General features: G+C 70.7%; 21 protein-coding genes. 10 read left to right on the top strand and 11 right to left on the bottom strand.

Features of this window, described 5'->3' with window-relative positions; all coding sequences use genetic code 11:
- Positions 1-76 precede the first annotated feature (76 nt).
- Entirely contained in the window at positions 77-1183 is a 1107-nt protein-coding gene (gene tal, locus D452_RS0115785; protein WP_017545123.1) for a transaldolase, read from the bottom strand.
- A 70-nt stretch (positions 1184-1253) separates the two neighbouring features.
- Entirely contained in the window at positions 1254-3347 is a 2094-nt protein-coding gene (gene tkt / locus D452_RS0115780; protein ID WP_017545122.1) for a transketolase, read from the bottom strand.
- A 708-nt stretch (positions 3348-4055) separates the two neighbouring features.
- Here tkt and D452_RS0115775 point away from each other — a divergent pair.
- Positions 4056-5030 (top strand): heme o synthase, encoded by a 975-nt coding sequence (locus tag D452_RS0115775; RefSeq protein WP_017545121.1) that lies wholly within the window; start codon positions 4056-4058, stop codon positions 5028-5030.
- A gap of 806 nt (positions 5031-5836) precedes the next feature.
- On the opposite strand, the gene D452_RS0115770 is transcribed toward D452_RS0115775, so the two are convergent.
- Positions 5837-6268 (bottom strand): hypothetical protein, encoded by a 432-nt coding sequence (locus tag D452_RS0115770; RefSeq protein WP_017545120.1) that lies wholly within the window; start codon positions 6266-6268, stop codon positions 5837-5839.
- A 171-nt stretch (positions 6269-6439) separates the two neighbouring features.
- Between D452_RS0115770 and D452_RS0115765 the strand changes: the two genes are divergently transcribed.
- A complete protein-coding gene (locus tag D452_RS0115765) occupies positions 6440-7753 on the top strand; it encodes a PrsW family intramembrane metalloprotease (RefSeq protein ID WP_026129356.1) in 1314 nt (437 codons plus the stop codon).
- On the opposite strand, the gene D452_RS0115760 is transcribed toward D452_RS0115765, so the two are convergent.
- A complete protein-coding gene (locus D452_RS0115760) occupies positions 7689-8810 on the bottom strand; it encodes a COX15/CtaA family protein (RefSeq protein WP_017545118.1) in 1122 nt (373 codons plus the stop codon). The two genes, D452_RS0115765 and D452_RS0115760, sit on opposite strands and share 65 nt — an antisense overlap.
- Positions 8811-9065: 255 nt before the next feature.
- Positions 9066-9776, bottom strand: a complete 711-nt coding sequence (locus tag D452_RS0115755) for an ArsR/SmtB family transcription factor (RefSeq protein WP_017545117.1) — start codon at positions 9774-9776, stop codon at positions 9066-9068.
- A gap of 64 nt (positions 9777-9840) precedes the next feature.
- Between D452_RS0115755 and D452_RS0115750 the strand changes: the two genes are divergently transcribed.
- Complete coding sequence (locus tag D452_RS0115750) at positions 9841-10509, top strand: flavin reductase family protein (RefSeq protein ID WP_017545116.1); 669 nt, start codon at positions 9841-9843, stop codon at positions 10507-10509.
- 340 nt (positions 10510-10849) lie between these two features.
- On the opposite strand, the gene D452_RS0115745 is transcribed toward D452_RS0115750, so the two are convergent.
- The 3 genes from D452_RS0115745 to D452_RS0115735 all read right to left on the bottom strand — a co-directional run bounded on the left by D452_RS0115745 (position 10850) and on the right by D452_RS0115735 (position 12543).
- Positions 10850-11044, bottom strand: coding sequence for a hypothetical protein (locus D452_RS0115745; RefSeq protein WP_017545115.1), 195 nt, complete (start codon positions 11042-11044; stop codon positions 10850-10852).
- 176 nt (positions 11045-11220) lie between these two features.
- Entirely contained in the window at positions 11221-12159 is a 939-nt protein-coding gene (locus D452_RS28390) for an EamA family transporter (protein WP_017545114.1), read from the bottom strand.
- A gap of 6 nt (positions 12160-12165) precedes the next feature.
- Positions 12166-12543: a hypothetical protein gene (locus tag D452_RS0115735; RefSeq protein ID WP_017545113.1), complete on the bottom strand. Its 378-nt coding sequence runs from the start codon at positions 12541-12543 to the stop codon at positions 12166-12168.
- A gap of 159 nt (positions 12544-12702) precedes the next feature.
- Here D452_RS0115735 and D452_RS0115730 point away from each other — a divergent pair, with 159 nt between their 5' ends.
- Positions 12703-13401 (top strand): RICIN domain-containing protein, encoded by a 699-nt coding sequence (locus D452_RS0115730; RefSeq protein WP_017545112.1) that lies wholly within the window; start codon positions 12703-12705, stop codon positions 13399-13401.
- A gap of 174 nt (positions 13402-13575) precedes the next feature.
- Positions 13576-14886 carry an MFS transporter gene (locus D452_RS0115725; RefSeq protein ID WP_017545111.1) on the top strand — a complete coding sequence of 437 codons (1311 nt, stop codon included), beginning with the start codon at positions 13576-13578 and terminating at the stop codon, positions 14884-14886.
- On the opposite strand, the gene D452_RS0115720 is transcribed toward D452_RS0115725, so the two are convergent.
- Genes D452_RS0115720 through D452_RS0115710 form a run of 3 tightly spaced genes read right to left on the bottom strand, consistent with a single transcriptional unit; the run spans position 14828 to position 17463 of the window.
- Positions 14828-15631, bottom strand: coding sequence for an inositol monophosphatase family protein (locus D452_RS0115720; protein WP_017545110.1), 804 nt, complete (start codon positions 15629-15631; stop codon positions 14828-14830). The genes D452_RS0115725 and D452_RS0115720 overlap by 59 nt on opposite strands.
- Before the next feature lie 57 nt (positions 15632-15688).
- Positions 15689-16525: an ABC transporter permease gene (locus D452_RS0115715; protein WP_017545109.1), complete on the bottom strand. Its 837-nt coding sequence runs from the start codon at positions 16523-16525 to the stop codon at positions 15689-15691.
- A complete protein-coding gene (locus tag D452_RS0115710; protein WP_017545108.1) occupies positions 16525-17463 on the bottom strand; it encodes an ABC transporter ATP-binding protein in 939 nt (312 codons plus the stop codon). Before D452_RS0115710 ends, D452_RS0115715 begins: the two co-directional genes overlap by 1 nt.
- A 475-nt stretch (positions 17464-17938) precedes the next feature.
- Between D452_RS0115710 and D452_RS0115705 the strand changes: the two genes are divergently transcribed.
- Genes D452_RS0115705 through sufC form a run of 5 tightly spaced genes read left to right on the top strand, consistent with a single transcriptional unit; the run spans position 17939 to position 22407 of the window.
- Positions 17939-18715: a helix-turn-helix transcriptional regulator gene (locus D452_RS0115705; RefSeq protein WP_017545107.1), complete on the top strand. Its 777-nt coding sequence runs from the start codon at positions 17939-17941 to the stop codon at positions 18713-18715.
- Between the two features lie 19 nt (positions 18716-18734).
- Positions 18735-20147, top strand: a complete 1413-nt coding sequence (sufB, locus tag D452_RS0115700) for a Fe-S cluster assembly protein SufB (RefSeq protein ID WP_017545106.1) — start codon at positions 18735-18737, stop codon at positions 20145-20147.
- Between the two features lies 1 nt (position 20148).
- Positions 20149-21309 carry a Fe-S cluster assembly protein SufD gene (sufD, locus tag D452_RS0115695; protein WP_017545105.1) on the top strand — a complete coding sequence of 387 codons (1161 nt, stop codon included), beginning with the start codon at positions 20149-20151 and terminating at the stop codon, positions 21307-21309.
- Positions 21302-21637 (top strand): non-heme iron oxygenase ferredoxin subunit, encoded by a 336-nt coding sequence (locus D452_RS0115690; RefSeq protein WP_017545104.1) that lies wholly within the window; start codon positions 21302-21304, stop codon positions 21635-21637. Before sufD ends, D452_RS0115690 begins: the two co-directional genes overlap by 8 nt.
- An 8-nt stretch (positions 21638-21645) precedes the next feature.
- Positions 21646-22407 (top strand): Fe-S cluster assembly ATPase SufC, encoded by a 762-nt coding sequence (sufC, locus tag D452_RS0115685; protein WP_017545103.1) that lies wholly within the window; start codon positions 21646-21648, stop codon positions 22405-22407.
- Position 22408 lies beyond the last annotated feature (1 nt).

The raw sequence follows: 22408 nt of genomic DNA, 5'->3' as shown, positions 1-22408 counted from the left end.
GGCCTGGTGGCTGCTGGAACCCGCGTCCGCGCGGCTCGTGCGCGGACGCGGGTCGGTGACCGGGAACGGGTCCGGGTCAGGAGAGCTCGTCGAGCTTCAGGGTGAGTTGGCCCAGCAGGCTCTCCCAGGAGTCGACGAACTTGACCACGCCGTCCTCCTCGAGGTGACGCGTCACGTCGTCCAGGTCCACGCCGACCTCGGCCAGCCCGGCCAGGTCGGCCTGGGCGGAGTCGTAGTTGGCGCGGACGGTGTCCCCGGTGATCTCACCGTGGTCGGCGGTGGCGTCCAGGGTGGCCTGCGGCATCGTGTTGACGGTTCCGGCCGTGACCAGTTCGGTGACGTAACGGGTGTCCGCGTACGCGGGGTCCTTCACACCGGTGGACGCCCACAGCGGGCGCTGCGGGGTGGCGCCGTCGGCGGCAAGGGCCTGCCAGCGCTCGGAGGAGAAGACCTGCTCGTGGTCCCGGTAGGCCAGGCGCGCGTTGGCGATGGCGGCGCGGCCGAGCAGCTCCTCGGCGCGCGGGGTGCCGACCTCCCTCAGCCGCTTGTCCACCTCGGCGTCCACGCGGCTGACGAAGAACGACGCCACGGACTGGATGCGGGACAGGTCGTGGCCGTTCTCACGGGCCAGCTCCAGGCCGGCCAGGAACGCCTCCATGACCGCGCCGTAGCGGGCCAGGGAGAAGATCAGGGTCACGTTGACGCTGATGCCGTGCCCGAGCGCCTGGGTGATGGCGGGCAGACCCTCGACTGTCGCCGGGATCTTGATCATGAGATTGGGCCGGTCGACCAGCCACCACAGCGACTTGGCCTCGGCGACGGTGCGCTCGGTCTCGCGCGCCAGCCGCGGGTCCACCTCCAGGGAGACCCGCCCGTCCAAGCGGTTGGTGGCGTCGTACACCGGGCGCAGGGTGTCCGCGGCCCAACGGATGTCGTAGGCCGTCAGCAGCCGGACCGCCTCGTCCACCGACACCCCGCGCACACCCAGTTCGTGCACCTGGATGTCGTAGGCGTCACCCTCGGCGAGGGCCTTGTCGAAGATGGACGGGTTGGAGGTGACGCCGGTGACGTGGCGGGTCGACAGCAGCTCGGCCAGGTTGCCGGTCCGTAGCCGGTCACGGCTGATGTCGTCCAGCCAAACGGACTGACCGGCCTCGGCCAGGTCCTTCAGAGCGGTGCTCATGTGGGTCTCACGCCTTCCTGGAATTCACACGGAGTGCGGGCCGCCGGGGGCCTCCCGGCGGCCCGCGTCGTCAGCTTCCGACCTTGGCCAGGCTGTCGCGGACCGCCGCGACGACGGCCTCGGAGGTGATGCCGAACTTCTCGTAGAGCGTCTCGTAGGGGGCGGAGGCACCGAAGTGCTCAAGGCTCACCGAGACGCCGGCGTCGCCGACGTAGGAGCGCCAGCCCATGGCGATCCCGGCCTCCACGGAGGCGCGGGCGCGCACCGAGGACGGCAGGACCCGCTCGCGGTACTCCGGGCTCTGGGCCTCGAACCACTCGACGCACGGCATGGAGACCACGCGGGTGGGCGTACCGGCCTCCTCCAGCTCGGTGCGGGCGGCCAGGGCCAGCTGCACCTCGCTGCCGGTGGCGATGATGATCGCCTCGGGGCTGCCGCCGGAGGCCTCGGCCAGGACGTAGCCGCCCTGGGCGGCGCCCTCCGCGGAGGCGTACTCGTTCCGGTCCAGGGTGGGCACGTTCTGGCGGGTCAGGGCCAGGGCGGAGGGGCCGTCGGGGTTGGCCATGACCTCGCGCCAGACCACGACGGTCTCGTTGGCGTCGGCCGGGCGGATCACGTTCAGGCCCGGAATGGCGCGCAGCGCCCACAGGTGCTCGATCGGCTGGTGGGTGGGGCCGTCCTCGCCCAGGCCGATGGAGTCGTGCGTCCACACGTAGGTGACCGGCAGCTTCATCAGCGCGGCCAGGCGCACAGCCGGACGCATGTAGTCGCTGAACACCAGGAACGTGCCGCCGTAGGGGCGGGTGGGGCCGTGCAGGGCGATGCCGTTGAGGATCGAGCCCATGCCGTGCTCGCGGATGCCGAAGTGCAGCACGCGTCCGTACGGGTTGCCCGGGAACATGCTGCTGGCCCGGTCGAAGGGCAGGAACGACGGCTCGCCCTTGGGCGTGGTGTTGTTGGACCCGGCGAGGTCGGCCGAGCCGCCCCACAGCTCGGGCAGAACCGGTGCGATGGCGTTGAGCACCTCGCCGCTGGCCTTGCGGGTGGCCACGCCCTTCGCGCTGGCCTCGAACGAGGGCAGGGAGTCCTCCCAGCCCTCGGGCAGCTTGCCCGCCTGGAGACGGTCGAACAGCTCGGCGTGCTCACCGGCGCCGCGGTGCCAGGCGGCCAGCGCCTCGTCCCACGCGGCGTGCGCCTCGCGCCCCCGGTCCAGGGCCTCGCGGGTGTGCTCGATCACGGAGTCCTCGACCGCGAACGGGGCGTCGGGCAGGCCGAGGATCTCCTTGGTGGCGGAGATCTCGTCGGCGCCGATCGCCGCGCCGTGGATGGCGCCCGTGTTCTGCTTGTTGGGGGCGGGCCAGCCGATGACGGTGCGCAGGCGGATGAAGGTGGGACGCTCGGTCTCGGCCTTGCCGCGCAGGATCGCCTGGTAGAGGGCGTCGATGTCCTCGACGTACTCTCCGGTCGCGGTCCAGTCGACCTCCTCCACGTGCCAGCCGTAGGCGGCGTAGCGGGCCACGACGTCCTCGCTGTGCGCGATGCGGGTGTCGTCCTCGATGGAGATCTGGTTGTCGTCCCAGATCATGATGAGGTTGCCCAGGTTCTGCGTCCCGGCCAGGGCGCTGGCCTCGTGGCTCACGCCCTCCTGGACGTCACCGTCGGAGCAGAACGCGTAGACGTGGTGGTCGAAGGGGCTGGCGCCCGGACCGGCCTCGGGGTTGAAGAGGCCGCGCTCGCGGCGGGCCGCCATGGCCATGCCGACGGCGTTGCCGACACCCTGGCCGAGGGGGCCGGTGGTGGTCTCCACGCCGGCGGTGTGACCGACCTCGGGGTGGCCCGGGGTCAGGCTGTCCCACTGGCGCAGGTTCCGCAGGTCGTCAAGAGTGAGGCCGTATCCGGCGAGGTAGAGCTGGATGTACAGGGTGAGGCTGGAGTGACCGATCGACAGCACGAAGCGGTCCCGGCCCACCCACTCGGGCGCTGCGGGGTCGTGCCGCATCACCTTCTGGAAGAGGAGGTAGGCGGCGGGCGCGAGGCTCATCGCGGTGCCGGGGTGACCATTACCCGACTTCTCTACCGCGTCCATGGCCAGCGCCCGAACCGTGTTGACGGCGCGGAGGTCGAGGTCCGACCACTCCAGGTTCTTCGGGGTGTGGGCGTTCACGGACTTGTCTGCTCCTTCTCGACACCCGTGCACCCGGTTCCGGGGCGGGTGTGGGTTGTGTGTGCGTGCTGTAGGCCGGGCACCCCGTCGGCGGCCCACCGGGTCGGCGGATCGCGGGGGAGGGCGGGATCGGCTTCGACGGCTCGCGCGGTGTGGCCCCGTGGCGCGGGGCTCGGGCCGCGGAGTCGGCGCGACAGCGTCTGGGTCACGGTGTCCGGAGCTCGGGCCCCGTGGTGACGGGGTCGAGAACAGGGCCGTATGTGAGCCTATCGTCCGTGGCCGTGGATGTCGTTTCCCGACACCTTGGGTTACTGGCTGGTAGGGGTCCGTGGGCGCCGCCTGGCGACCGCCCGCCACGGCCGTAGGGGGCGGGCGGTGCGGCCGCCCGGGGCGCGTGGCACGTTGGAAGCTCGAAGGGGCCTGTGCGACCCTTCTGTACACCCAGGCGGGAGTAACGGAGCCCGGGGCGATCGGTCGCCGGGGCCGGAGGCCATCCGTACGGAGGGGGCTGGTCACCGATCCGGACAGGTAAGTACTACACTTTGTCGTTGACGGGGTTTTCGCTGATCCTGCCGCTTTGTCGGTCCGATCCACCCCGCGTGGCGAGCAGTGTCGATTCCCTAAGAGTTGTCGAGGTATCCGCGTGTCTGAAACCGAGCCGGCCCCCCAGGGGACACGAGTGCCTCCGGGCGTGAGGGCGCCGATCTGATGGCTCTCACCAACCGCGCACCCCACACCGGTGAGTCCGACATCGAGGCGTCCGCCCCCGAGGCCCCCCGCAAGGCCTCCTTCGGCGACCACGCCCGTGCCTACGTCGCCCTCTCCAAGCCCCGCGTCATCGAACTCCTCCTCATCACCACCATCCCGGTGATGTTCGTCGCCGCCGGGGGCGTGCCCCCGCTGTGGACCGCCGTCGCCACCCTGGTGTTCGGCACCATGTCCGCCGCCAGCGCGAACGCGATGAACTGCTACATCGACCGCGACATCGACCGTGAGATGCGTCGCACCCGACAGCGTCCCGGCGCGATGGACCTGGTCACCCCGCGCGGAGCCCTCACCTACGGGCTGATCCTGGCGATCGGCTCCACCGTCGGCTTCCTCGTGCTCGTGAACGTGCTCTCGGCCGTGCTGTCGGTCTTCGCGATCGCCTTCTACATCTTCGTCTACACGATGCTGCTCAAGCGGCGCACCGCGCAGAACGTCGTGTGGGGCGGCATCGCGGGCTGCATGCCGGTGCTGATCGGCTGGGCCGCCGTCACCAACAGCCTGGACTGGGCGCCGTTCGTGCTCTTCCTGGTGGTGTTCTTCTGGACGCCGCCGCACACCTGGACGCTGGCCATGCGCTACCGCGAGGACTACGCGGCAGCCCAGGTGCCCATGCTGCCCGTGGTCGCCAGCGACCGCCGTGTGCTGCTGGAGTCGGTGCTCTACACCTGGGCGACCGTGATCGTCTCCCTGATCTTCTGGCCGGTCGCCGGGACCACCTGGTTCTACGGCGTGGTCGCCCTGGTGCTGGGGGCGCTGCTGGTCGTGCAGGCCCACCGCCTGCTCAGCCGCTCCAAGGCGGGAGTGACCGGCGCCCAGCTCAAGACGATGAACTTCTTCCACCTCACCAACGCCTACCTGGCGCTGCTGTTCGTGGCGGTCACCGTCGACCCGCTCATCGCCCGCTTCCTCTCCTAGACACCCGGTCCCGCGGGCACGTCGGCCGCGAGCGCGGGCCCCTCACGACGGCGTTCCTCCCACGGAGGAGCGCCGTTTCGTGTGGGTACGCACACCTTCTGGTCACGGGTGGGCGCTGTGACCCCCCTGTGGCAACAACCACCCCTCCCACCTGGGTCGCCGGCGCGGAGCGGGTCGGGACCGACACGGAGTACCCGTACCGCCTGCCCGCCCCACTCGAGGGCTTCGACCCGCTCGCCGCCTCGGCTCGCTCCCGCTTCCCCGAAGCTGTCACCGAACGGCTCGGCGAGGTGGAGACCGACCTGGCCGTCCTGCCAGTCCTGTCCTCGGCTCTGGCGATGGCCGACACCCGTGCCCGCGCCGCCGTGGAGAGCCTCCTGCCCCACGCCCTCCACTCGCACAACAGCCCCACCACCCAGGTCACCCAGATCACCGACACCCGTGCGGACCTCCCCGCCTCAGCCCGACTCCGGAACCTCCGCCGCGGGGTTCCCGGAGATTCCAGTCTCCCCGACCGGAAGCGGGCCGGACGGGTTGTCCACAGGGTCGATTCCGGAGGGGGCCGCGCCACGGGGCACTCCACTTCCACCCGGTCCCGGAAACCACCCAGCCCCGGAAACCACCCGGTCCAAGGCGCCGTGCCTGGGGGCGCCGAGAGCCCCGGCCCCGGCCCCGACCCGGCTCACCCATGGCCACAGCGGCACCGAGGCTTCGGGGGCCGCGCCCACCCACCTCACGGACGTGCGCCCCCACTTCGACACCCTGGCCTGGGCTGATGCCCTGTTAGGGCCTTCGGAGGGCGGGGCTCAGCTCCGGTTGACCCCGCGCCCTTCAGCGCGGCGCCACACCAGGACCGCCGACCACACGACGGTGGCCACGAGTACCAGGGCCAGCGGCACGTGCGCCTGGAGCGGCCCGTAGGTGCCCAGGGCGGCCTGCGGGAAGCCCAGCACGAAGGCCAGCAGACTCACCAGCGCCACCAGCCGGTCATGCGCGGGACCGGCCGACGATCCCGCACGCCACACCAGGACGGCGGCCAGCAGCTGCACGCCGCTGGCCACGTGCACCGCGAAGGCGCCGCCCCAGTGCAGAGGCAGGGCGGCCATGTTGAACGTGATCAACTGTCCCGCCGTGAGAAACTCCCACAGGAGCGCGGCGAGGCTGGCGCCCACCGCGACACGGAGGAGCAGGAGCCAGGGCGGGTTTCCCCCGCGCTCGGTGGTGGTGTTCGGGTCCATGCCGTGGCCTCATCTCCGAGTTGAACGAACGCTCCGATCCTCTCGTACCCGGTCGCCCACGGGCACGAGACCGGAGGCGTGGCGCGGTTCGCCGCCCTCGCCTTCGGAGGACCAGCGCGGGGGCGGAGCCGACCCCGCCGAACGCCCGCTGACCCGCTACGATCTGTGCCCATGCCCCGACTCGACAGCAGGGCGATCCTGCAAGGACGCCGCTCCCGGTACTCGATGACCCTCATCCTGGGCACCACCGTCAGCGTGGTGTGCATGATCGGCATGCTCACGTACCTGTGGTTGCTGGCGATGGCCGGGGGAGCGGCGGCGGGGATCGACGGCGCCACGGGGTTCCTGGTCAGCCTGGTCGCGGCGATCATCCCGGTGACCATCCTCGTGCCGCTCATCCTCATGCTCGACCGGCTCGAACCCGAACCCGGCTGGGTGCTCTTCTTCGCGTTCGCATGGGGAGCCGGGGTGGCGGTCGTGGCGTCGTTCCTGCTCAACAGCTGGGGGCTGACCTACCTCACCCAGCCGGTGTTCGGCGACGGCGTGGCCGAGTTCCTGAGCACGTCACTGGTGGCACCGGTCGTGGAGGAGAGCGCCAAGGGCATGGTCCTGCTCATCCTGCTGTGGCGGCGGCGCAACGAGATCGACACCTTCACCGACGGTGTGGTCTACGCCGGAATGGTGGCCACGGGGTTCGCCTTCACCGAGAACATCCTCTACTTCCTCAGCGCCTTCTTCGACGGCACCCTCGTCGCCACCTTCGCCATCCGGGGCCTCATCGCGCCGTTCGGCCACCCCGTCTACACCGCGATGATCGGGTTGGGTGTGGCCTACGCGGCGATGCGCACCGGCCGACTGCGGTTCCTGGCTCCGATCGGGGGATGGGTGACGGCCGTGCTGCTGCACGGCATGTGGAACGGCTCGACCTACTTCGGCTGGACCGGCCTGGGCGTGGCGTACCTGGTGCTGTTCGTGTTCCTGCTCGGCATCCTCGCGATCGCCGCCCACGACCGGCGCGGCCAGGTGGCGGCGATCGACCGCTACCTGCCGCCCTACATCTCCACGGGGCTGGTCACCCCGGCCGACATCACGATGCTCAGCTCGATGACGGGCAGGCGTCGCGCCCGAGAGTGGGCCGCCCGCAACGCGGGGGCCCGGGGCCGCTCGGCGATGAAGGACTACCAGTTGGCAGCCACCGAACTCGCGCTGCTGCACCAGAAGCTCGACGCGGGCCTGCCCCGCGACAACTGGAAGGTCGACCGGGACTCGTTCCTGGCGTTGATGCACGTGGCCCGAGACACCTTCCTGGGGCGCGTCCCCCAGCCGGTCACGCCCGGCTGGGCGGAGAACCCCACGGACTCGGGCTTCCTGCGCCGGGCCGACTTCGCGCACGTCATCGCCCAGGCGCGGGCCGAGCAGCCTACTGTCCAGCAGCCGCCGAGCCAGCAGAACTACGTTCCCCGGCACGGTCAGCCTCCCCGCTGACCTCCTCACCCGGAGGGACCAGGCGGGTGGTGGCGAAGTACAGGCGGGAGATCGCGACCCAGGTCACCGCGGAGCCCAGCACGTGCAGGACCACCAGGGCCTCGGGCAGCTCCAGGGCGTACTGGGTGTAGCCCAGGACCCCCTGGAGCACCACGATCACCAGCAGACTCACGCTGCTCGTCCGCGCGATGCGCGAGGCGCCGCTGCGGAAGGCGATCACGGTGGCCAGGACGCTTCCCAGCAGGGTGAGCCAGCCCAGGACCGAGTGCACCCGGGTGACAGCGGGCAGGTCCAGCTCCCAGCGAGGAGCGGCGGCGTCACCGCCGTGCGGACCGGTGCCCGTGACCACGGTTCCGGCGATCAGCAACAGGAAGCCGACCACCACCAGGCCGATGCTCACCGTGTGCAGCATCGGTCCCACGGCGAGCTGTGGCCTGCCCTCGGGCTCCTGGCAGCGCACGTAGAGCGCCACGGTGATGAAGACCATCACCATGGACAGCAGGAAGTGGGTGGCCACCGAGGCCGGGTGCAGGTCCGTCCACACGGTGATGCCGCCGACCACGCCCTGTCCCAGGACGCCGAACGGGATGATCGCGGCCAGCAGAACGAGGTCGCGGCGGCGCGGGGTCATGCGCAGCACCGCGATGAGGGTGATCACGGCGACCGCGAGCACCACGAAGGTCAGGGTCCGGTTGCCGAACTCGATGGCCGCGTTGAGGGCGGCGTGGCCGGTGTCGATGGGCACGAAGCTGTCCGGTGTGCACCGGGGCCACTCGGAGCATCCCAGGCCCGAGGAGGTGACCCGCACGGTCGCGCCGGTGACGGCGATCCCGGCGTTGACGACGATGTTGCCCAGCGCCCAGGCTCGCAGCGACCTCTGGGAGGGGTTCCAGATGGTCCGGGCCAGCAGGACCAGCGCCAGGACGCCCGCGGCGGCCACGGCGATCTGCCAGCCCCAGAGGGGGACTCCGAGGAGGACGATGTCATCCATCTCGTCCGCCGCGAGCGGGGTGATCGTGTTGAGGGCCGTCGTCGCGGAGGCCGGGGATGCAAACATACGACAGACTGTAGTACATCCTTCGGAGGGGACGAATGCGCCCTCTGTTTGTGTGTTGGCCTGCGCAAACCCGGTGCGCCGGAATCGTGTTCCGCTGGTTCGTGGTCGTGGCGCGTGCCACGCGCACAGGATCGAACGGACCGGTCGTGGAGCGGGGTCGGCCGGGGAGCCCCCGCAGCCGCGAGGCCACTGGTCTCCGGGCGGGGGCGAGCCAGTGGGATCCGGTCCGGCTGACCGGCCCGTGCGGCGGCGTCCTCAGGGAACGCGCAGTTCCTCGGCCCTCGCGCCGAGCAGCGAACCGAAGGCCTCCATGCCCTCCGGGGTCACTTCGACGGCGCGGGGTGTTCCCGTGCGGACGATCCATCCGGAAGCGAACGCGTGGGAGCAGAACGCGGCCCCCAGGGCGCCCGCGAGATGGGGGCGACGCTCCGTCCAGTCCAGGCAGGCCCGCACCGCCGGACGCCGGGTGCCCGGGGCGGTCACCAGCCCCAGTTCCGTGCTCCAGCTCACTCCGGCCGGGGTCAGTGCCAGGCCGCCGCGCTCAGTCAGCAGTCCGCGCTCGACCATCGCCTCGGTGACGAGTACGCCCAGCCGACCAGCCAGGTGGTCGTAGCAGGTCCGTGCGAGCGCCAGGTGCCGCTGGCGGGAACGCGCCCTCAGGGAAGGCGCCGGGGGAGCCGGTTCCGGCCCCAGCGCGGCCAGGCGTTCGACCAGCTCGGCGATCTCGGAGGAGGCTATACGTACGTAGCGATGACGTCCCTGCCGCTCCTGGGCCAGGAGTCCGCCCTCCACGAGGGCGTTGAGGTGCTCGGTCGACGTGGAGGCCGCCACCCCCGCGTGCCGGGCCAGTTCCCCGGCGGTCCAGGCCCGCCCGTCCAGCAGGGCCAGGCAGAACCCGGCCCGGGTCGGGTCGGCCAGCAGGCCCGCGACCTTCGCCAGCCCTGGGGCGACCCGCTCGGTTTCCATGGGTCCATTGTCCCCGCAGACGCTTCGGCCAGCACCGAAGTGTCCGGTTACTAGTGTCACGGCCATGACCACTGACACCTTCGAGAACCCCTCGGACACCTCCGGGGACCACCTGAGGATCGAGCCCAGCATTCTCTACTTCGGTACCCCCGTGGCCCTCGTGTCCACGCTCAACCACGACGGGTCGCCCAACCTGGCCCCCGTCTCCTCCGTGTGGGCCCTGGGCATGCTGCTCGTCGTGGGCCTCGGTGCCACCGGGCAGACGGCCCGAAACCTCCGGGAGCGACCGGAACTGGTCGTGAACCTGCCCTCCGCCGACCTGTGGGAGCACGTGGAACGGCTGGCGCCCCTGACCGGTCGGAGTCCCGTCCCTGAGGGGAAGCCACCGGGCTGCCGCTTCGAGGCCGACAAGTTCGGCGCGGCCGGGCTGTCTCCCCTGGGGGCGGACCTGGTCGGCCCGCCGCGTGTGGCGCGGTGCCCCCTGCAACTGGAGGCGAGGGCACGCCATGTGCGCTTGGACGACTCCGGCGACCACGTCATCGTCGAGGCTGAAGTGGTCCGTGTCCACGCGGCGGAGGACATCGTGGTGCCCGGAACCCATCACATCGATCCCGCGCGCTGGAATCCGCTGGTCTACAGCTTCCGCCACTACTTCGGCCTCGGAGCCGAACGGGGACGCTCCCACCGTTCACAGACCCCGCCACGGGAGCCCGTCAGCCCGGTCCGTTCCTAGGGGGCTGCTTCGCGGGCGCTTTCGGCGGCGGTGGCGGGGCCGCCATCGATGCCAGCGGCCGTCTCTCCTACTGTGCGCCGCCACACAAGGTGCGCCGTGCCGCGCGGCGGGCCCGTCCGGGTTGGCTGTCCGAGCTCCAGAGACGCGGCGAGAGGGAAACTGGTGGTCGCGAACGCGGAACTACCCCGGGGCACTCACCGGATCGGCCGTGCCCGGGAGACGGACCACGCGCACGCACGGGGGCCCCGGAGTACGCTCCGGGGCCCCCGCCGTCAGGATCGTGGGTCANCCCCCCCCCCCCCCCCCGCCGTCAGGATCGTGGGTCAGACCAGTCGATCCGCTACTTGTTGTGGCTGTTCTGCGCGATGCACTGGTTCAGCAGGTCCAGATTGAGGTTCAGCAGACCGAGCTGCTGCTGCTCCTGGACACACTGGTGGTAGACCGAGGAAGACTCCGCGGAAGCGGCCCCGGCGCCCAGCCCGAGGAGGCTGGCGGAGAAGAAAGCGGTCAGGGCGAGCTTGGCGGCGATGCGCATGGGTTTCCCCTTTTAAGTGCGAGTGCTCAGGAATTGGGTCGGCGGTCCGGAAGGCCCGCCGTCCCAGAGGCAAGAATTGCCGGTCCCGACTCGTCGGAAACACCGACGGAACGAGGTTTGCCTGATCAGTGGCGGTGATCTTCCGTCCCAATGGACGAGGGCGTTGGCCTTGGCCTCTAGTTGTCCCCACTCGTATCCGTGTTGGTGTGGTCACGCTCGGTGCGCGTCCGCTCGTCCCGGTTGGCCGAGGTCCGGGTCGCGCCCGCGCTCGCGGCGATCACACAGCCCACCGCCAACCACTGCCACACGGTCAGCAGTTCACCGAGGAGAACCAGCCCCACCATGGCGGCGGCCGCGGGTTGCAGGCTCATGAGTACCCCGAACACCCTCGGCGGCATACGGCGCAGCGCGTTCAGCTCCAGCGTGTAGGGCACCACGGAGGAGAGCACGCCCACGGCCAGACCGAACAGCAGCAGGCGCCAGTCCAACAGGGCCGCGCCGCCCTCGGCGATCCCCACCGGGGCCAGCACCAACACGCCCACCACACTGGCGATGGCCAGCCCCGACGCCCCGCTGAAGCGCTGCCCCGTGGCGGCACTCAACAGGATGTAGCCCGCCCAGGCGGTGGCGGCCAGCACCGCGAACAGCACGCCGACCGGGTCGAGCTCACGGAACTCGATCCCCAGCGCGGCCACGCCCAGCCCGGCCAGGCCCGCCCACAGCAGATCCACCCGGCGACGTGAGCCCAGGATCGCGATGGCCAGCGGGCCGAGGTACTCGATGGTCACCGCGATGCCCAGCGGAATGCGCGCGAAGGCCTGGTAGATGAAGTAGTTCATCGAGGCCAGGGCCACTCCGTAGCCGATCACCACCATCCAGTCGGTGCGGCTGCGTGCCTTCAGCGCGGGTCGGACCAACAGGCCCAGGATCACCGCGGAGGTGAGCAGGCGAAGCCAGACGACGGCGGCCGGTGGCAGGACCTCGAACAGGTTCTTGGCCACGCCCGCGCCGGTCTGTACCGAGACGATGCTGACCATGACCAGCCAGACCGGGGGCAGGGACCCCAGGGCGGCGCCGGGGGAGAGGAGGCTCGTCGAGCCGCTCCGAGAACTCATGTTGAGTCATCCTACGTTTTGCGCGACCCTCTCCGCCTCATGAGCCCCCTCGTTCCCGGGAACACCGGGAACGGTGGCCCCGGCGCCGGGCTGGGTCACCAGAGCGAGCAGGAGGAGCAGCCAGGCCACGACCACCGTGCCCGGTTGCAGCAACGTCATCACCAACCCGACCACCGTGAGATCACCCTCCCCGGTGAGGATCTGGACCCCGATCCACAGGAACGGAAGCATGGCGGCCACCAGGTTCACCGCGAGCGCCGACCAGACCATCCACGCCCGCGCGGGTCGTCGCCACACGAGAAGCGCTCCGCCCACCACGAGCAGGAACAGGGGCGGCCCCAGGTAGCGGACCACGATGAACCAGGGGACTCCGATGGCTTCCATGGTCGGTCACCCTATCGAGGCGTTACCGTCCCGAATCGGTGGGAATCGGGACACGTGCTCACAGGTGGCCCGAACGTGCGCCGGGGGTCCCCGTGGTGTGAAATGGTCCGAGCCCGTGGAGACCGCGGGCGGCCCCGTTCCCGCAGGAGAGTCCCCGCCATGTCCTCCCGACGCAGTGACCAGCGAGTCGATGACCAGGTGTCGTACGTACCCCGGTGGCCGATCGTCGCCGGTGCCTCGGCCCTGGTCCTGGCGGTCGCGCTCGGAGGCTACGTCGCGGGGATGTTCGTCGCCGAGAGCGACACCCCCGAGGAGATGTCCGTGGTCTCCGGCATCCTCGTCGAACCCACAGGCGGCCCCGAGGAGGAGGCCGAACCCGAGGAGGACGAGGCAGAAGAGGAGGAGGTCACCCACCCGGCGGGCCTCGACCCCGAACAGGTCTACGCCCTCCAGAGCGTCCACGGGGACCGCGTCATGGACGTCGCGGGCGGCTCCGACGAGAACGGCGCCCCGGTACACCTGTGGGACCGCCACGACCAGGCCCACCAGCAGTGGCGGTTCGCGCACGTGGAGGACGACTTCTACGAGATCGTCGGCGTGGGCAGCGGCAAGCTGCTGGAGATCCCCGCCGACGAGGAGGCCCAGCCGGGCTCGGCCCTGCTCACGCGGACCGGAGGACACAACCAGCAGTGGCGGGTGGTCGAGAGCGGGGACGGCGAGGTCCGCCTCCTCAACCGCGCCACCGGTCAGGCGCTGGAGGGGCAGGGCGGCGCACCCGACAACGGCACGCTGGTCGCCCAGGGTGAGGACGGCGGCCACCCCCACCAGAAGTGGCGCCTGCTCCCGGTCGAGGGCTGACCCCGGAGGACGCAGCGGGGGTTGACGGCCAGTGTCCCCCTGCTAGCCTCGTGCGCATGTTCTCCCCCTGTGCGTGATGCGACGCCCCGACCACGGCCCGGTCCCGTGGTCCCTCGGCGTCCACGCACGTTCGCGGCGCCCCCGCGCGTGCCGCCTCCCTGACGGAGAACATCCATGACCCCGCCCCACCGGGCGCCGACCTACCGTGCCGTCCTGCGCGTCACGGGGGTCCCCCGCTTCCTCGTTCCCGCCCTCCTGGGCCGTCTGTCCTACGGGCTGGTCTCGCTCGCCCTGGTCCTGTCCGTGGTCCACACCACCGGGTCCTACGCCGACGTCGGCCTGGTCGCCGGGCTGTTCGGCCTCACCGCCAGCGTCCTGTCGCCCCTGCGGGCCGCGCTCATCGACCGGCACGGGCCGCTCCTCGCCCTGCCCCCGATGGCCGGACTCCACGGGCTGGCCCTGGTGGGCCTGACCGCGGTCTCCTGGAACCCCGGCGGACACCTCGGTCTCCTGACCGCCCTGACCTCCGTCGCGGGGGCCTGCGCCCCGCCGCTCGGCCCGGTCACCCGCACCCTGTGGAGCCACCTGGTCCCCGACAGGGGGCTGCTCCAGCGGGCCTACAGCCTCGACACCGTCGCCGAGGAACTGATCTTCTTCACCGGTCCGCTGCTCCTGGGGGCCCTGATGCTGGTCGGGCCGCCCTCGGCCGGGCTGGCGCTCGGGGCCTCCCTGATCGTGGTCGGGACCGCTGGCCTGTTGACCTCGCCCGCCGCCCGCGCCCTGCACACCGTCCGTCCCACGCCCGCTGTCCGGCCCTCCGCGGAGAAACGGACCGGACCCGAGCCGACCGCGCCGGACGCTCCGCGACTCACCGCCCGCGGTGGTTTCCTCTCCGCCGTCGCGGTCTCCGCCGCGACGGGCCTGACCCTGGGCTCGGCCGCCCTCCTCAACGTCGCCTTCGCCGAACAGCGGGGTGCGGTCGGGGCGGTGGTCCTGGTGGAGTCCGCCCAGTCCGCGGGCAGCGCACTGGGTGGACTGGCCTACGGGGCCCTGTCCTGGCGCACGGGTGCCAGGACCCGCCTGGCCCTGCTCGGCCTCGCTCTGGGCGGCGGTGTGGCGGCGGCCGCACTGGTGCCGGGAGTCGCGGCGCTGGCGGCGTTGCTGTTCGTGGCCGGTGCGTGCGGCGCGCCGATCATCACCACCGCCTACCTGCTCGCCGACGAGTCGGTGACGGCCGGGTACCGGACCCGCGCCGGGAACTGGCTGAACACCGCCCACAACGCGGGTGCCTCGGTGGGAGCGGCGAGCGTGGGCCTGTTCCTCACCGTGGCGCCGCCCGGCGCCGGCTATCCGTTGGTCGGAGCGGTGCTCGTGGTGGTGTCGGGCGCCGTGCTGTTCGTCGCCCGATTCACCGGCGGGACCCGGCTCAGGCGCCCAGCAGAAGCGACCGCGCCGTCCGCCACGTCGTCTCGTCGGCGGCGGTGAGCAGGAGCCGCCCCTCCTCGTCGGGGCGGTACGGGGTGCCCTCCGGTCGGAGGCTCACCCCGCCCGCCTCGGTGAGCAGCAGGCCGCCGGGCGTGTGGTCCCAGGGTGTGGGGTCGGCGAACAGCATGAAGTCCAGCTCACCCGCCAGGAGGCGCGGGTAGTCCACTCCCACGCAACCGGAGCCGCCGTCCAGGAGGGCGAACCCCGGGACCGCGGCGTGCACGCGGTCGCGTTCCCGGGGAGACAGGAACCGGCGCTGGGTCATACCCCGCAGCTCGGCCGGGTCCGCGGGCGCGGGAGCGCGGTGCACCCGCACACCGTCGCGCCAGGTCCCCGAACCGAGTTCGGCCGCGTGCACGGTGCCCTCGGTGGGCCTCAGGATCCAGGAGGCCACCGCCCGGCCCCCACGGACCAGTGCCGCCATGACGGCGAACCGGTCGTCACCGGCGGCGAAGTTGCGGGTGCCGTCCACAGGGTCGACCACCCAGGCGGTGGGCTCACTGCCCAGGACACGGACCAGCCCGGGATCGGCGGAGGTGGCCTCCTCACCCACCACCGGCGCGTCGACCAGCTCACGGAGTCTGCGGCCGATCAGCTCCTCGGCCTCGCGGTCGGCCACGGTGACGATCTCACCGGGCGCCTTCTCCGACACCTCGTCCTCGGACAGCGCACCGAAGCGCGGCAGGATCGTCGATTCGGCGGTCTCGCGGAGGATCGTGGTCACCGCGTCGATGTCGATGGTCATGACCGACACCCTAGGGCGCGGACCCTCAGTGACGGAGACCGGACCGGAACGGCGGCGCTACTCCCAGCGGAACAGGCGGGAGGCCAGGAAACCTGCGACGGCCGTCCACACGGCCAGCACCGCGAAGGCGCCCAGGCCGGGAAGGGAGCCGTCGGTGAGCACGGCGCGCAGGCCGGAGCCGAGCGCGGTGATCGGCAGGACCGACACGGCCTGCTCCACCGGCTCGGGGAAGCTGCTCGTGGGGAACAGGACCCCGCCCAGACCCAGCATCAGCACGTACACCAGGTTGGCCCCGGCCAGGGTCGCCTCGGCGCGCAGCGTGCCCGCCATCAGCAGTGCCAGGGAACTGAACGCCGCCGTGGCCAGCAGGAGCAGCGCGAGCACGGCCAGCACACCCGCCGGCTCCAGCGAGGGCGACCAGCCAAGGAACAGCGCCACCACGCACAGCACGGTGATCTGGATGGCCTGCACGCCCAGGACCGCCAGCGTCTTGGCCGCGAGCAGCCCGAACCGCGACAGCGGGGTGGCGCCCAGCCGCTTGAGCACGCCGTAGCGGCGCTCGAACCCGGTCCCGATGGCCAGGCCGGTGAAGGAGGTGGACATGACCGCGAGGGCCAGGACACCGGGGGTCAGCGCGTCCACGCGCGCCCCCTCGCCCACGTCGAGGACGTCGACCAGGCTGAATCCCACCAACAGCAGCACGGGGATGACCATGGTCAGCAGGAACTGCTCGCCGTGGCGCAGCATGACCCGCAGTTCCATCCCGGCCTGGGCCGCGACCATCCGCCACATCGGGGCGGCGCCGGGCGCCGGGGTGAACAGGCTCGCGTCGAGGGCGGGCTTCGGGGCGTCGGTGACGGCGGACGCGGCCGTCCCTGAGGTGTGCTCGGTCATCAGTCGCGCAGTTCCCGGCCTGTGGTTTCGAGGAAGACGTCTTCGAGGGTACGCCGCCGTACGCGCAGGTCCTCCGCCAGGACGCCGGTCGAGGCGCACCAGGCGGTGACCGCGGCCAGGAACTCCGGGCCGACGTCGTCGGGGTCGTCGGTGGCCACGGAGTACTCGTTCCTTCCCCCGGAGTCGGTGGCGCTCACCCGGCCACCGGTGGGCAGGGCCGCCTCCAGGGCCACGGCGTCCAGCGGCGCGGCGGTGGAGAAGCGGACCTCGCGCCGTCCCTGGGTGAGTTCGGCGGGGGTGCCCTCGGTGACCACCGCGCCCCGGTCGATGATCACCACGTGGTCGGCGAGCCGCTCGGCTTCCTCCATGTAGTGCGTGGTCAGGATCACGGCCACGCCGGCCTCGCGCAGTGCCGCGACCAGGTCCCAGGTGGCCATGCGCGCCTGTGGGTCCAGTCCGGCGGTGGGTTCGTCCAGGAAGACCAGTTCAGGGCGGCCGATCACCGCGCAGGCCAGGGAGAGCCGCTGCTGCTGGCCGCCGGACAGGCGGCGGAAGGGGGTGCCGGAGACGGAGGTCAGACCCAGGCGCTCCAGGAGGAGGGCGGGGTCGATCGGTCTGGCGTGGAAGGAGGCCATGAGCCGCAGCCACTCGGCGGCCCGGGCGCCGGTGGGCACCCCGCCGGACTGGGGCATCACACCCACGCGGGGTTTGAGTTCGGTGGCGTCGGCGACGGGGTCGAGCCCCAGGACCCGCACCTTCCCGCCGTCCGCGTGGCGGAAGCCCTCGCAGATCTCGATGGTGCTGGTCTTGCCCGCGCCGTTGGGGCCGAGCAGGGCGGTCACCGCGCCGCGGCGCGCGGTGAATGAGAGGCCCGTGACGGCCGTGGTGGCGCCGTAGCGCTTGACCAGGTCGACGACCTCGACGGCGGGTGTGTCCATGGGGCCTGAGTTTACGTGCGCCGGTGCTCCGCGCTTCACCACCCCGCCTTTCGGAGGGCCGACCGCGTTCGGGCGGGGACCGAACGTCCCACTTCGGACAGCCGGAACACGGAGGTGTTTTTGGTGCGTGTGGTGGAAGAATGGCGCATGGCCCCTGGTTGTGCCTGAGTGGCGTGGGTGCCGCCGGTGCCGGGTTCGGAGGGGCCGGAGCGGGGCTCCCGCCAGGGCCAGCCGACCTTCCGGCCACCAGGTTGGTCGGATGGTGATACCGCGATCCCACTGAATGGGAAAACGGATCGGTTCCGAAGTGTGCGAAAAGGGTGTCCGTGCGTGACTTCCGCGTGAACTCCCAGATTAGGCAAGCCTGACCTTCGTGATCAAGCGCATCAAGGCGGGTTTGCCTAGGTGGACTTATTTAGGCCACACTGATGTTGTCTAAAACCGAGAGCCGAACGACGAGCGGGAGGGGGACACTGTGTCGGACCTGTCCGGTACGCCGGGTGCGCCCCGGCCCCTGAGTGGTCCCGACCACGGGACCCGTGCCCGCGTCGCCCGGCTCATCCTGGAGAAGGGTCCGATCACCGCCTCCGCACTGGGGGAACGGCTCGGACTCACCCCGGCGGCCATCCGCCGCCACCTCGACAACCTGACCGTCGAGGGCATGGTCGAGGCCCGTGACGCACGGCCCACGCACGGACGACGTCGGCGGGGCCGCCCCGCCCGCGTCTTCGCCATCACCGAGGCCGGGCGTGACGCCTTCGTCCACGCCTACGACGATCTCGCCTCCAACGCCCTGCGCTTCCTGGCGCGGACCTCCGGTCCCGAGGCGGTCGGCGAGTTCGCCCGGAGTCAGGTCGCCGACCTGGAGCAGCGATACAAGCCCCTGCTGGACGCCGTACCCCAGGAACAGAGGGTCCGGCTGCTGGCGGAGGCGCTCTCCAACGACGGCTACGCCGCCACCTCGGGCCAGGCGCCCGCGCCGGGTGGCGGCGACCAACTGTGCCAGCACCACTGCCCCGTCGCGCACGTGGCCGCCGAGTTCCCGCAGCTCTGTGAGGCCGAGATCGAGGCCTTCGCGCGGCTTCTGGGCACCCCGGTGCGCAGGTTGGCCACCATCGCCCACGGCGACGGTGTGTGCACCACGCACGTCACCCCACGGGGAGACGGGGCGAGCGGGGAGGACGGCACCCCCGCGTCCAAGAAGGCCATCCGCCAGCGGGCGGGCGGCTCAGTTCACCAGAAGGACGTCTGAGTCCAGGAGGAGTCCGCGCATGACTTCTGTCGCGCATCCCGAGCTCGAAGGGCTCGGAACATATGAGTACGGCTGGGCCGACTCCGACGCCGCCGGAGCCTCGGCCCGTCGTGGCCTGAACGAAGAGGTCGTCCGGGACATCTCGGACAAGAAGAGCGAGCCGGAGTGGATGACCAAGCTCCGCCTCAAGTCGCTGAAGCTCTTCGACAAGAAGCCCATGCCCGACTGGGGCGCGGACCTGTCCAAGATCGACTTCGACAACATCAAGTACTTCGTGCGGTCCACGGAGAAGCAGGCCACCTCCTGGGAGGACCTGCCCGAGGACATCAAGAACACGTACGACAGGCTGGGCATCCCCGAGGCGGAGAAGCAGCGCCTGGTCGCCGGTGTCGCCGCCCAGTACGAGTCCGAGGTCGTCTACCACCAGATCCGCGAGGACCTGGAGGAGCAGGGTGTCATCTTCCTGGACACCGACACCGCCCTCAAGGAGCACCCGGAGATCTTCGAGGAGTACTTCGGCTCCGTCATCCCGGCCGGTGACAACAAGTTCGCCGCGCTGAACACCGCCGTGTGGAGCGGCGGGTCGTTCATCTACGTGCCCAAGAACGTGCACGTGGAGATCCCGCTCCAGGCCTACTTCCGGATCAACACCGAGAACATGGGCCAGTTCGAGCGGACGCTGATCATCGTCGACGAGGGCGCCTACGTCCACTACGTCGAGGGCTGCACCGCGCCGATCTACAAGTCGGACTCGCTGCACTCCGCGGTCGTCGAGATCATCGTCAAGAAGAACGCCCGCTGCCGTTACACGACCATCCAGAACTGGTCGAACAACGTCTTCAACCTGGTCACCAAGCGCGCCATCGCCGAAGAGGGCGCGACCATGGAGTGGGTCGACGGCAACATCGGCTCCCAGGTCACCATGAAGTACCCGGCCGTCTACCTGATGGGCGAGCACGCCAAGGGTGAGACCCTCTCGATCGCCTTCGCGGGTGAGGGCCAGCACCAGGACACCGGCGCCAAGATGGTGCACTGCGCGCCCAACACGTCCTCCAAGGTCGTCTCCAAGTCGGTGGCGCGCGGCGGCGGCCGCTCCTCCTACCGCGGCCTGATCCAGGTCCAGGAGGGCGCCCACCTCGCCAAGTCCTCGGTGGAGTGCGACGCGCTGCTGATCGACACCATCAGCCGCTCCGACACCTACCCCTACAACGACCTGCGCGAGGACGACACCGAGCTCGCGCACGAGGCCACCGTCTCCAAGGTCAGCGAGGACCAGCTCTTCTACCTGATGAGTCGGGGGATGGGCGAGGAGGAGGCCATGGCCATGGTCGTCCGAGGTTTCGTGGAGCCCATCGCACGGGAGCTCCCGATGGAGTACGCACTGGAGCTCAACCGTCTGATCGAGCTCCAGATGGAAGGATCGGTGGGATAAGTTGACGACCGCGAACACAGAGCCCAAGGCGCACAGCCACGGGCTGGGGCAGATCCCTGTCTCCAAGCTCGACACGCACGGCTCCAAGGACGTGGACGCCTTCCCCGTCCCGAACGGGCGTGAGGAGGAGTGGCGGTTCACGCCGCTGCGCCGCCTCAAGGGGCTGCACGACTGGAAGGGTGTCGCCGACGGCACCGACGAGGTCGCCGTGGACGCCCCCGAGGGCGTCACCGTCGAGACGGTCGGCCGTGACGACGAGCGGCTGGGCAAGGCGGGCCTGCCCGTCAACCGCGTGATCGCCCAGGCGTACACGTCGTTCGAGAAGGCCACGGTCGTCACCGTGCCGCAGGCGCTGGCCGCCGACAAGGCGATCACCATCGACCGCAAGGGCCTGGGCGGCACCGCCTTCGAGCAGCTGCTCATCGACGTCAAGCCGCTGGCCGAGGCCACCGTGATCATCACGAACACCGGCACCGGTGTCCGCGCGGGCAGCCTCGACGTCCACGTCGGCGAGGGCGCCAAGCTCACGCTGATCTCCCTCCAGGAGTGGGACGACGACGCCGTCGAGGTCAGCCAGCACAACGCCCGGGTCGGCAAGGACGCCAGCCTCCGGTCGATCGTGATCACCCTCGGCGGTGACGTGGTCCGCCTGTCGCCGCGCGTGTCCTACGACGACCGGGGCGGCAACGCCGAGCTCTACGGGCTCTACTTCGCCGGTGACGGTCAGCACCACGAGCACCGCTCGCTGATCGACCACAACGTGTCCAACACCCGCTCGCGGGTGGACTACAAGGGCGCGCTGAGCGGCAAGGACGCCCACGCGGTCTGGATCGGTGACGTGATCATCGGCGAGGGGACCACCGGTACGGACTCCTACGAGAACAACCGGAACCTCCAGCTCACCGACGACACCCGTGTGGACTCCGTGCCCAACCTGGAGATCTTCACCGGTGAGGTCGCGGGCGCCGGGCACGCCAGCGCCAGCGGGCGGCTCGACGACATCCACCTCTTCTACCTGCGTTCTCGCGGTATCCCGGAGGAGGAGGCCCGTCGCCTCATCATCCGCGGCTACTTCCTGGACATCGTCAACCGCATCGACGACCAGGACCTGCGCGACCACGTCATGGAGAAGGTCGAGCGGAAGCTCTCCGCGCATGAGTGAGCAGGGCGGTTGGGTCAAGGTCGCCGAACTCGACGAGATCCCCGAGGAAGGTGTCCTGGGGATCGAGACCGACGACGAGACCCCCATCGCGCTGGTGCGCACCGAGGGCGAGCTCTACGCGCTGCGGGACGTGTGCTCGCACGCGGAGGTCCGCCTCTCGGAGGGGGAGGTCGAGGACGGCACCATCGAGTGCTGGCTCCACGGCTCGTGCTTCGACCTGCGCTCGGGAGCGCCGGTCAACCCGCCCGCGACCCAGCCGGTCCCCACCTACGACGTGAAGATCGACGGCGACGACGTGCTCGTGTCGCTGGATGACAAGAATTCCTGAGGCCTGAAATGACGAAGTTCGAAATCCGCGGTCTGCGCGCCGACGTCCTCATCAACGAGGACGAGCGGCAGGAGATCCTCAAGGGCGTTGACCTCACCATCAACTCCGGTGAGACCCACGCCATCATGGGCCCCAACGGCTCCGGCAAGTCCACCCTCGCCTACGCGATCGCGGGCCACCCGCGCTACGAGATCACCGAGGGCGAGGTCCTCCTCGACGGCGAGAACATCCTCGAGATGGAGGTGGACGAGCGGGCCCGCGCCGGCGTCTTCCTCGCCATGCAGTACCCGGTCGAGGTCCCGGGCGTGTCCATGTCCAACTTCCTGCGCAGCTCCGTCAGCGCGGTGCGCGGCGAGGCGCCCAAGCTCCGCCAGTTCTCCAAGGAGCTCCAGGGCGCGATGAAGGACCTGTCCATCGACTCGTCCTTCGCCGCCCGCGGCGTGAACGAGGGCTTCTCCGGCGGTGAGAAGAAGCGCCACGAGATCCTCCAGCTGGAGCTGCTCAAGCCCAAGGTCGCCATCCTGGACGAGACCGACTCCGGCCTGGACGTCGACGCGCTCAAGATCGTCTCCGAGGGCATCAACCGTGCCCAGGAGAGCAACGACCTCGGCGTCATGCTCATCACCCACTACACCCGCATCCTGAAGTACGTGCAGCCCGACTTCGTGCACGTCTTCTCCGGCGGCCGCATCGCCGAGTCCGGCGGTTCGGAGCTGGCCGACGTCCTCGAGTCCGAGGGCTACGAGCGGTTCGTGAAGGCGGGCGCGTAAC

This window comes from Nocardiopsis prasina DSM 43845 (assembly GCF_000341265.1).
GTDB lineage: Bacteria > Actinomycetota > Actinomycetes > Streptosporangiales > Streptosporangiaceae > Nocardiopsis > Nocardiopsis prasina.
Note: the sequence above shows the minus strand (reverse complement) of the source record. Positions and strands in the feature narration are given on the sequence as shown.

Excerpts from the sequence above, each read along its gene's own strand:
- tal (WP_017545123.1), bottom strand. The coding sequence starts at position 1,183 with ATGAGCACCGCTCTGAAGGACCTGGCCGAGGCCGGTCAGTCCGTTTGG.
- D452_RS0115775 (WP_017545121.1), top strand. The coding sequence starts at position 4,056 with ATGGCTCTCACCAACCGCGCACCCCACACCGGTGAGTCCGACATCGAG.
- D452_RS0115770 (WP_017545120.1), bottom strand. The coding sequence starts at position 6,268 with ATGGACCCGAACACCACCACCGAGCGCGGGGGAAACCCGCCCTGGCTC.
- D452_RS0115765 (WP_026129356.1), top strand. The coding sequence starts at position 6,440 with ATGCCCCGACTCGACAGCAGGGCGATCCTGCAAGGACGCCGCTCCCGG.
- D452_RS0115760 (WP_017545118.1), bottom strand. The coding sequence starts at position 8,810 with ATGTTTGCATCCCCGGCCTCCGCGACGACGGCCCTCAACACGATCACC.
- D452_RS0115755 (WP_017545117.1), bottom strand. The coding sequence starts at position 9,776 with ATGGAAACCGAGCGGGTCGCCCCAGGGCTGGCGAAGGTCGCGGGCCTG.
- D452_RS0115750 (WP_017545116.1), top strand. The coding sequence starts at position 9,841 with ATGACCACTGACACCTTCGAGAACCCCTCGGACACCTCCGGGGACCAC.
- D452_RS0115745 (WP_017545115.1), bottom strand. The coding sequence starts at position 11,044 with ATGCGCATCGCCGCCAAGCTCGCCCTGACCGCTTTCTTCTCCGCCAGC.
- D452_RS28390 (WP_017545114.1), bottom strand. The coding sequence starts at position 12,159 with ATGAGTTCTCGGAGCGGCTCGACGAGCCTCCTCTCCCCCGGCGCCGCC.
- D452_RS0115735 (WP_017545113.1), bottom strand. The coding sequence starts at position 12,543 with ATGGAAGCCATCGGAGTCCCCTGGTTCATCGTGGTCCGCTACCTGGGG.
- D452_RS0115730 (WP_017545112.1), top strand. The coding sequence starts at position 12,703 with ATGTCCTCCCGACGCAGTGACCAGCGAGTCGATGACCAGGTGTCGTAC.
- D452_RS0115725 (WP_017545111.1), top strand. The coding sequence starts at position 13,576 with ATGACCCCGCCCCACCGGGCGCCGACCTACCGTGCCGTCCTGCGCGTC.
- D452_RS0115720 (WP_017545110.1), bottom strand. The coding sequence starts at position 15,631 with ATGACCATCGACATCGACGCGGTGACCACGATCCTCCGCGAGACCGCC.
- D452_RS0115715 (WP_017545109.1), bottom strand. The coding sequence starts at position 16,525 with ATGACCGAGCACACCTCAGGGACGGCCGCGTCCGCCGTCACCGACGCC.
- D452_RS0115710 (WP_017545108.1), bottom strand. The coding sequence starts at position 17,463 with ATGGACACACCCGCCGTCGAGGTCGTCGACCTGGTCAAGCGCTACGGC.
- sufB (WP_017545106.1), top strand. The coding sequence starts at position 18,735 with ATGACTTCTGTCGCGCATCCCGAGCTCGAAGGGCTCGGAACATATGAG.
- D452_RS0115690 (WP_017545104.1), top strand. The coding sequence starts at position 21,302 with ATGAGTGAGCAGGGCGGTTGGGTCAAGGTCGCCGAACTCGACGAGATC.
- sufC (WP_017545103.1), top strand. The coding sequence starts at position 21,646 with ATGACGAAGTTCGAAATCCGCGGTCTGCGCGCCGACGTCCTCATCAAC.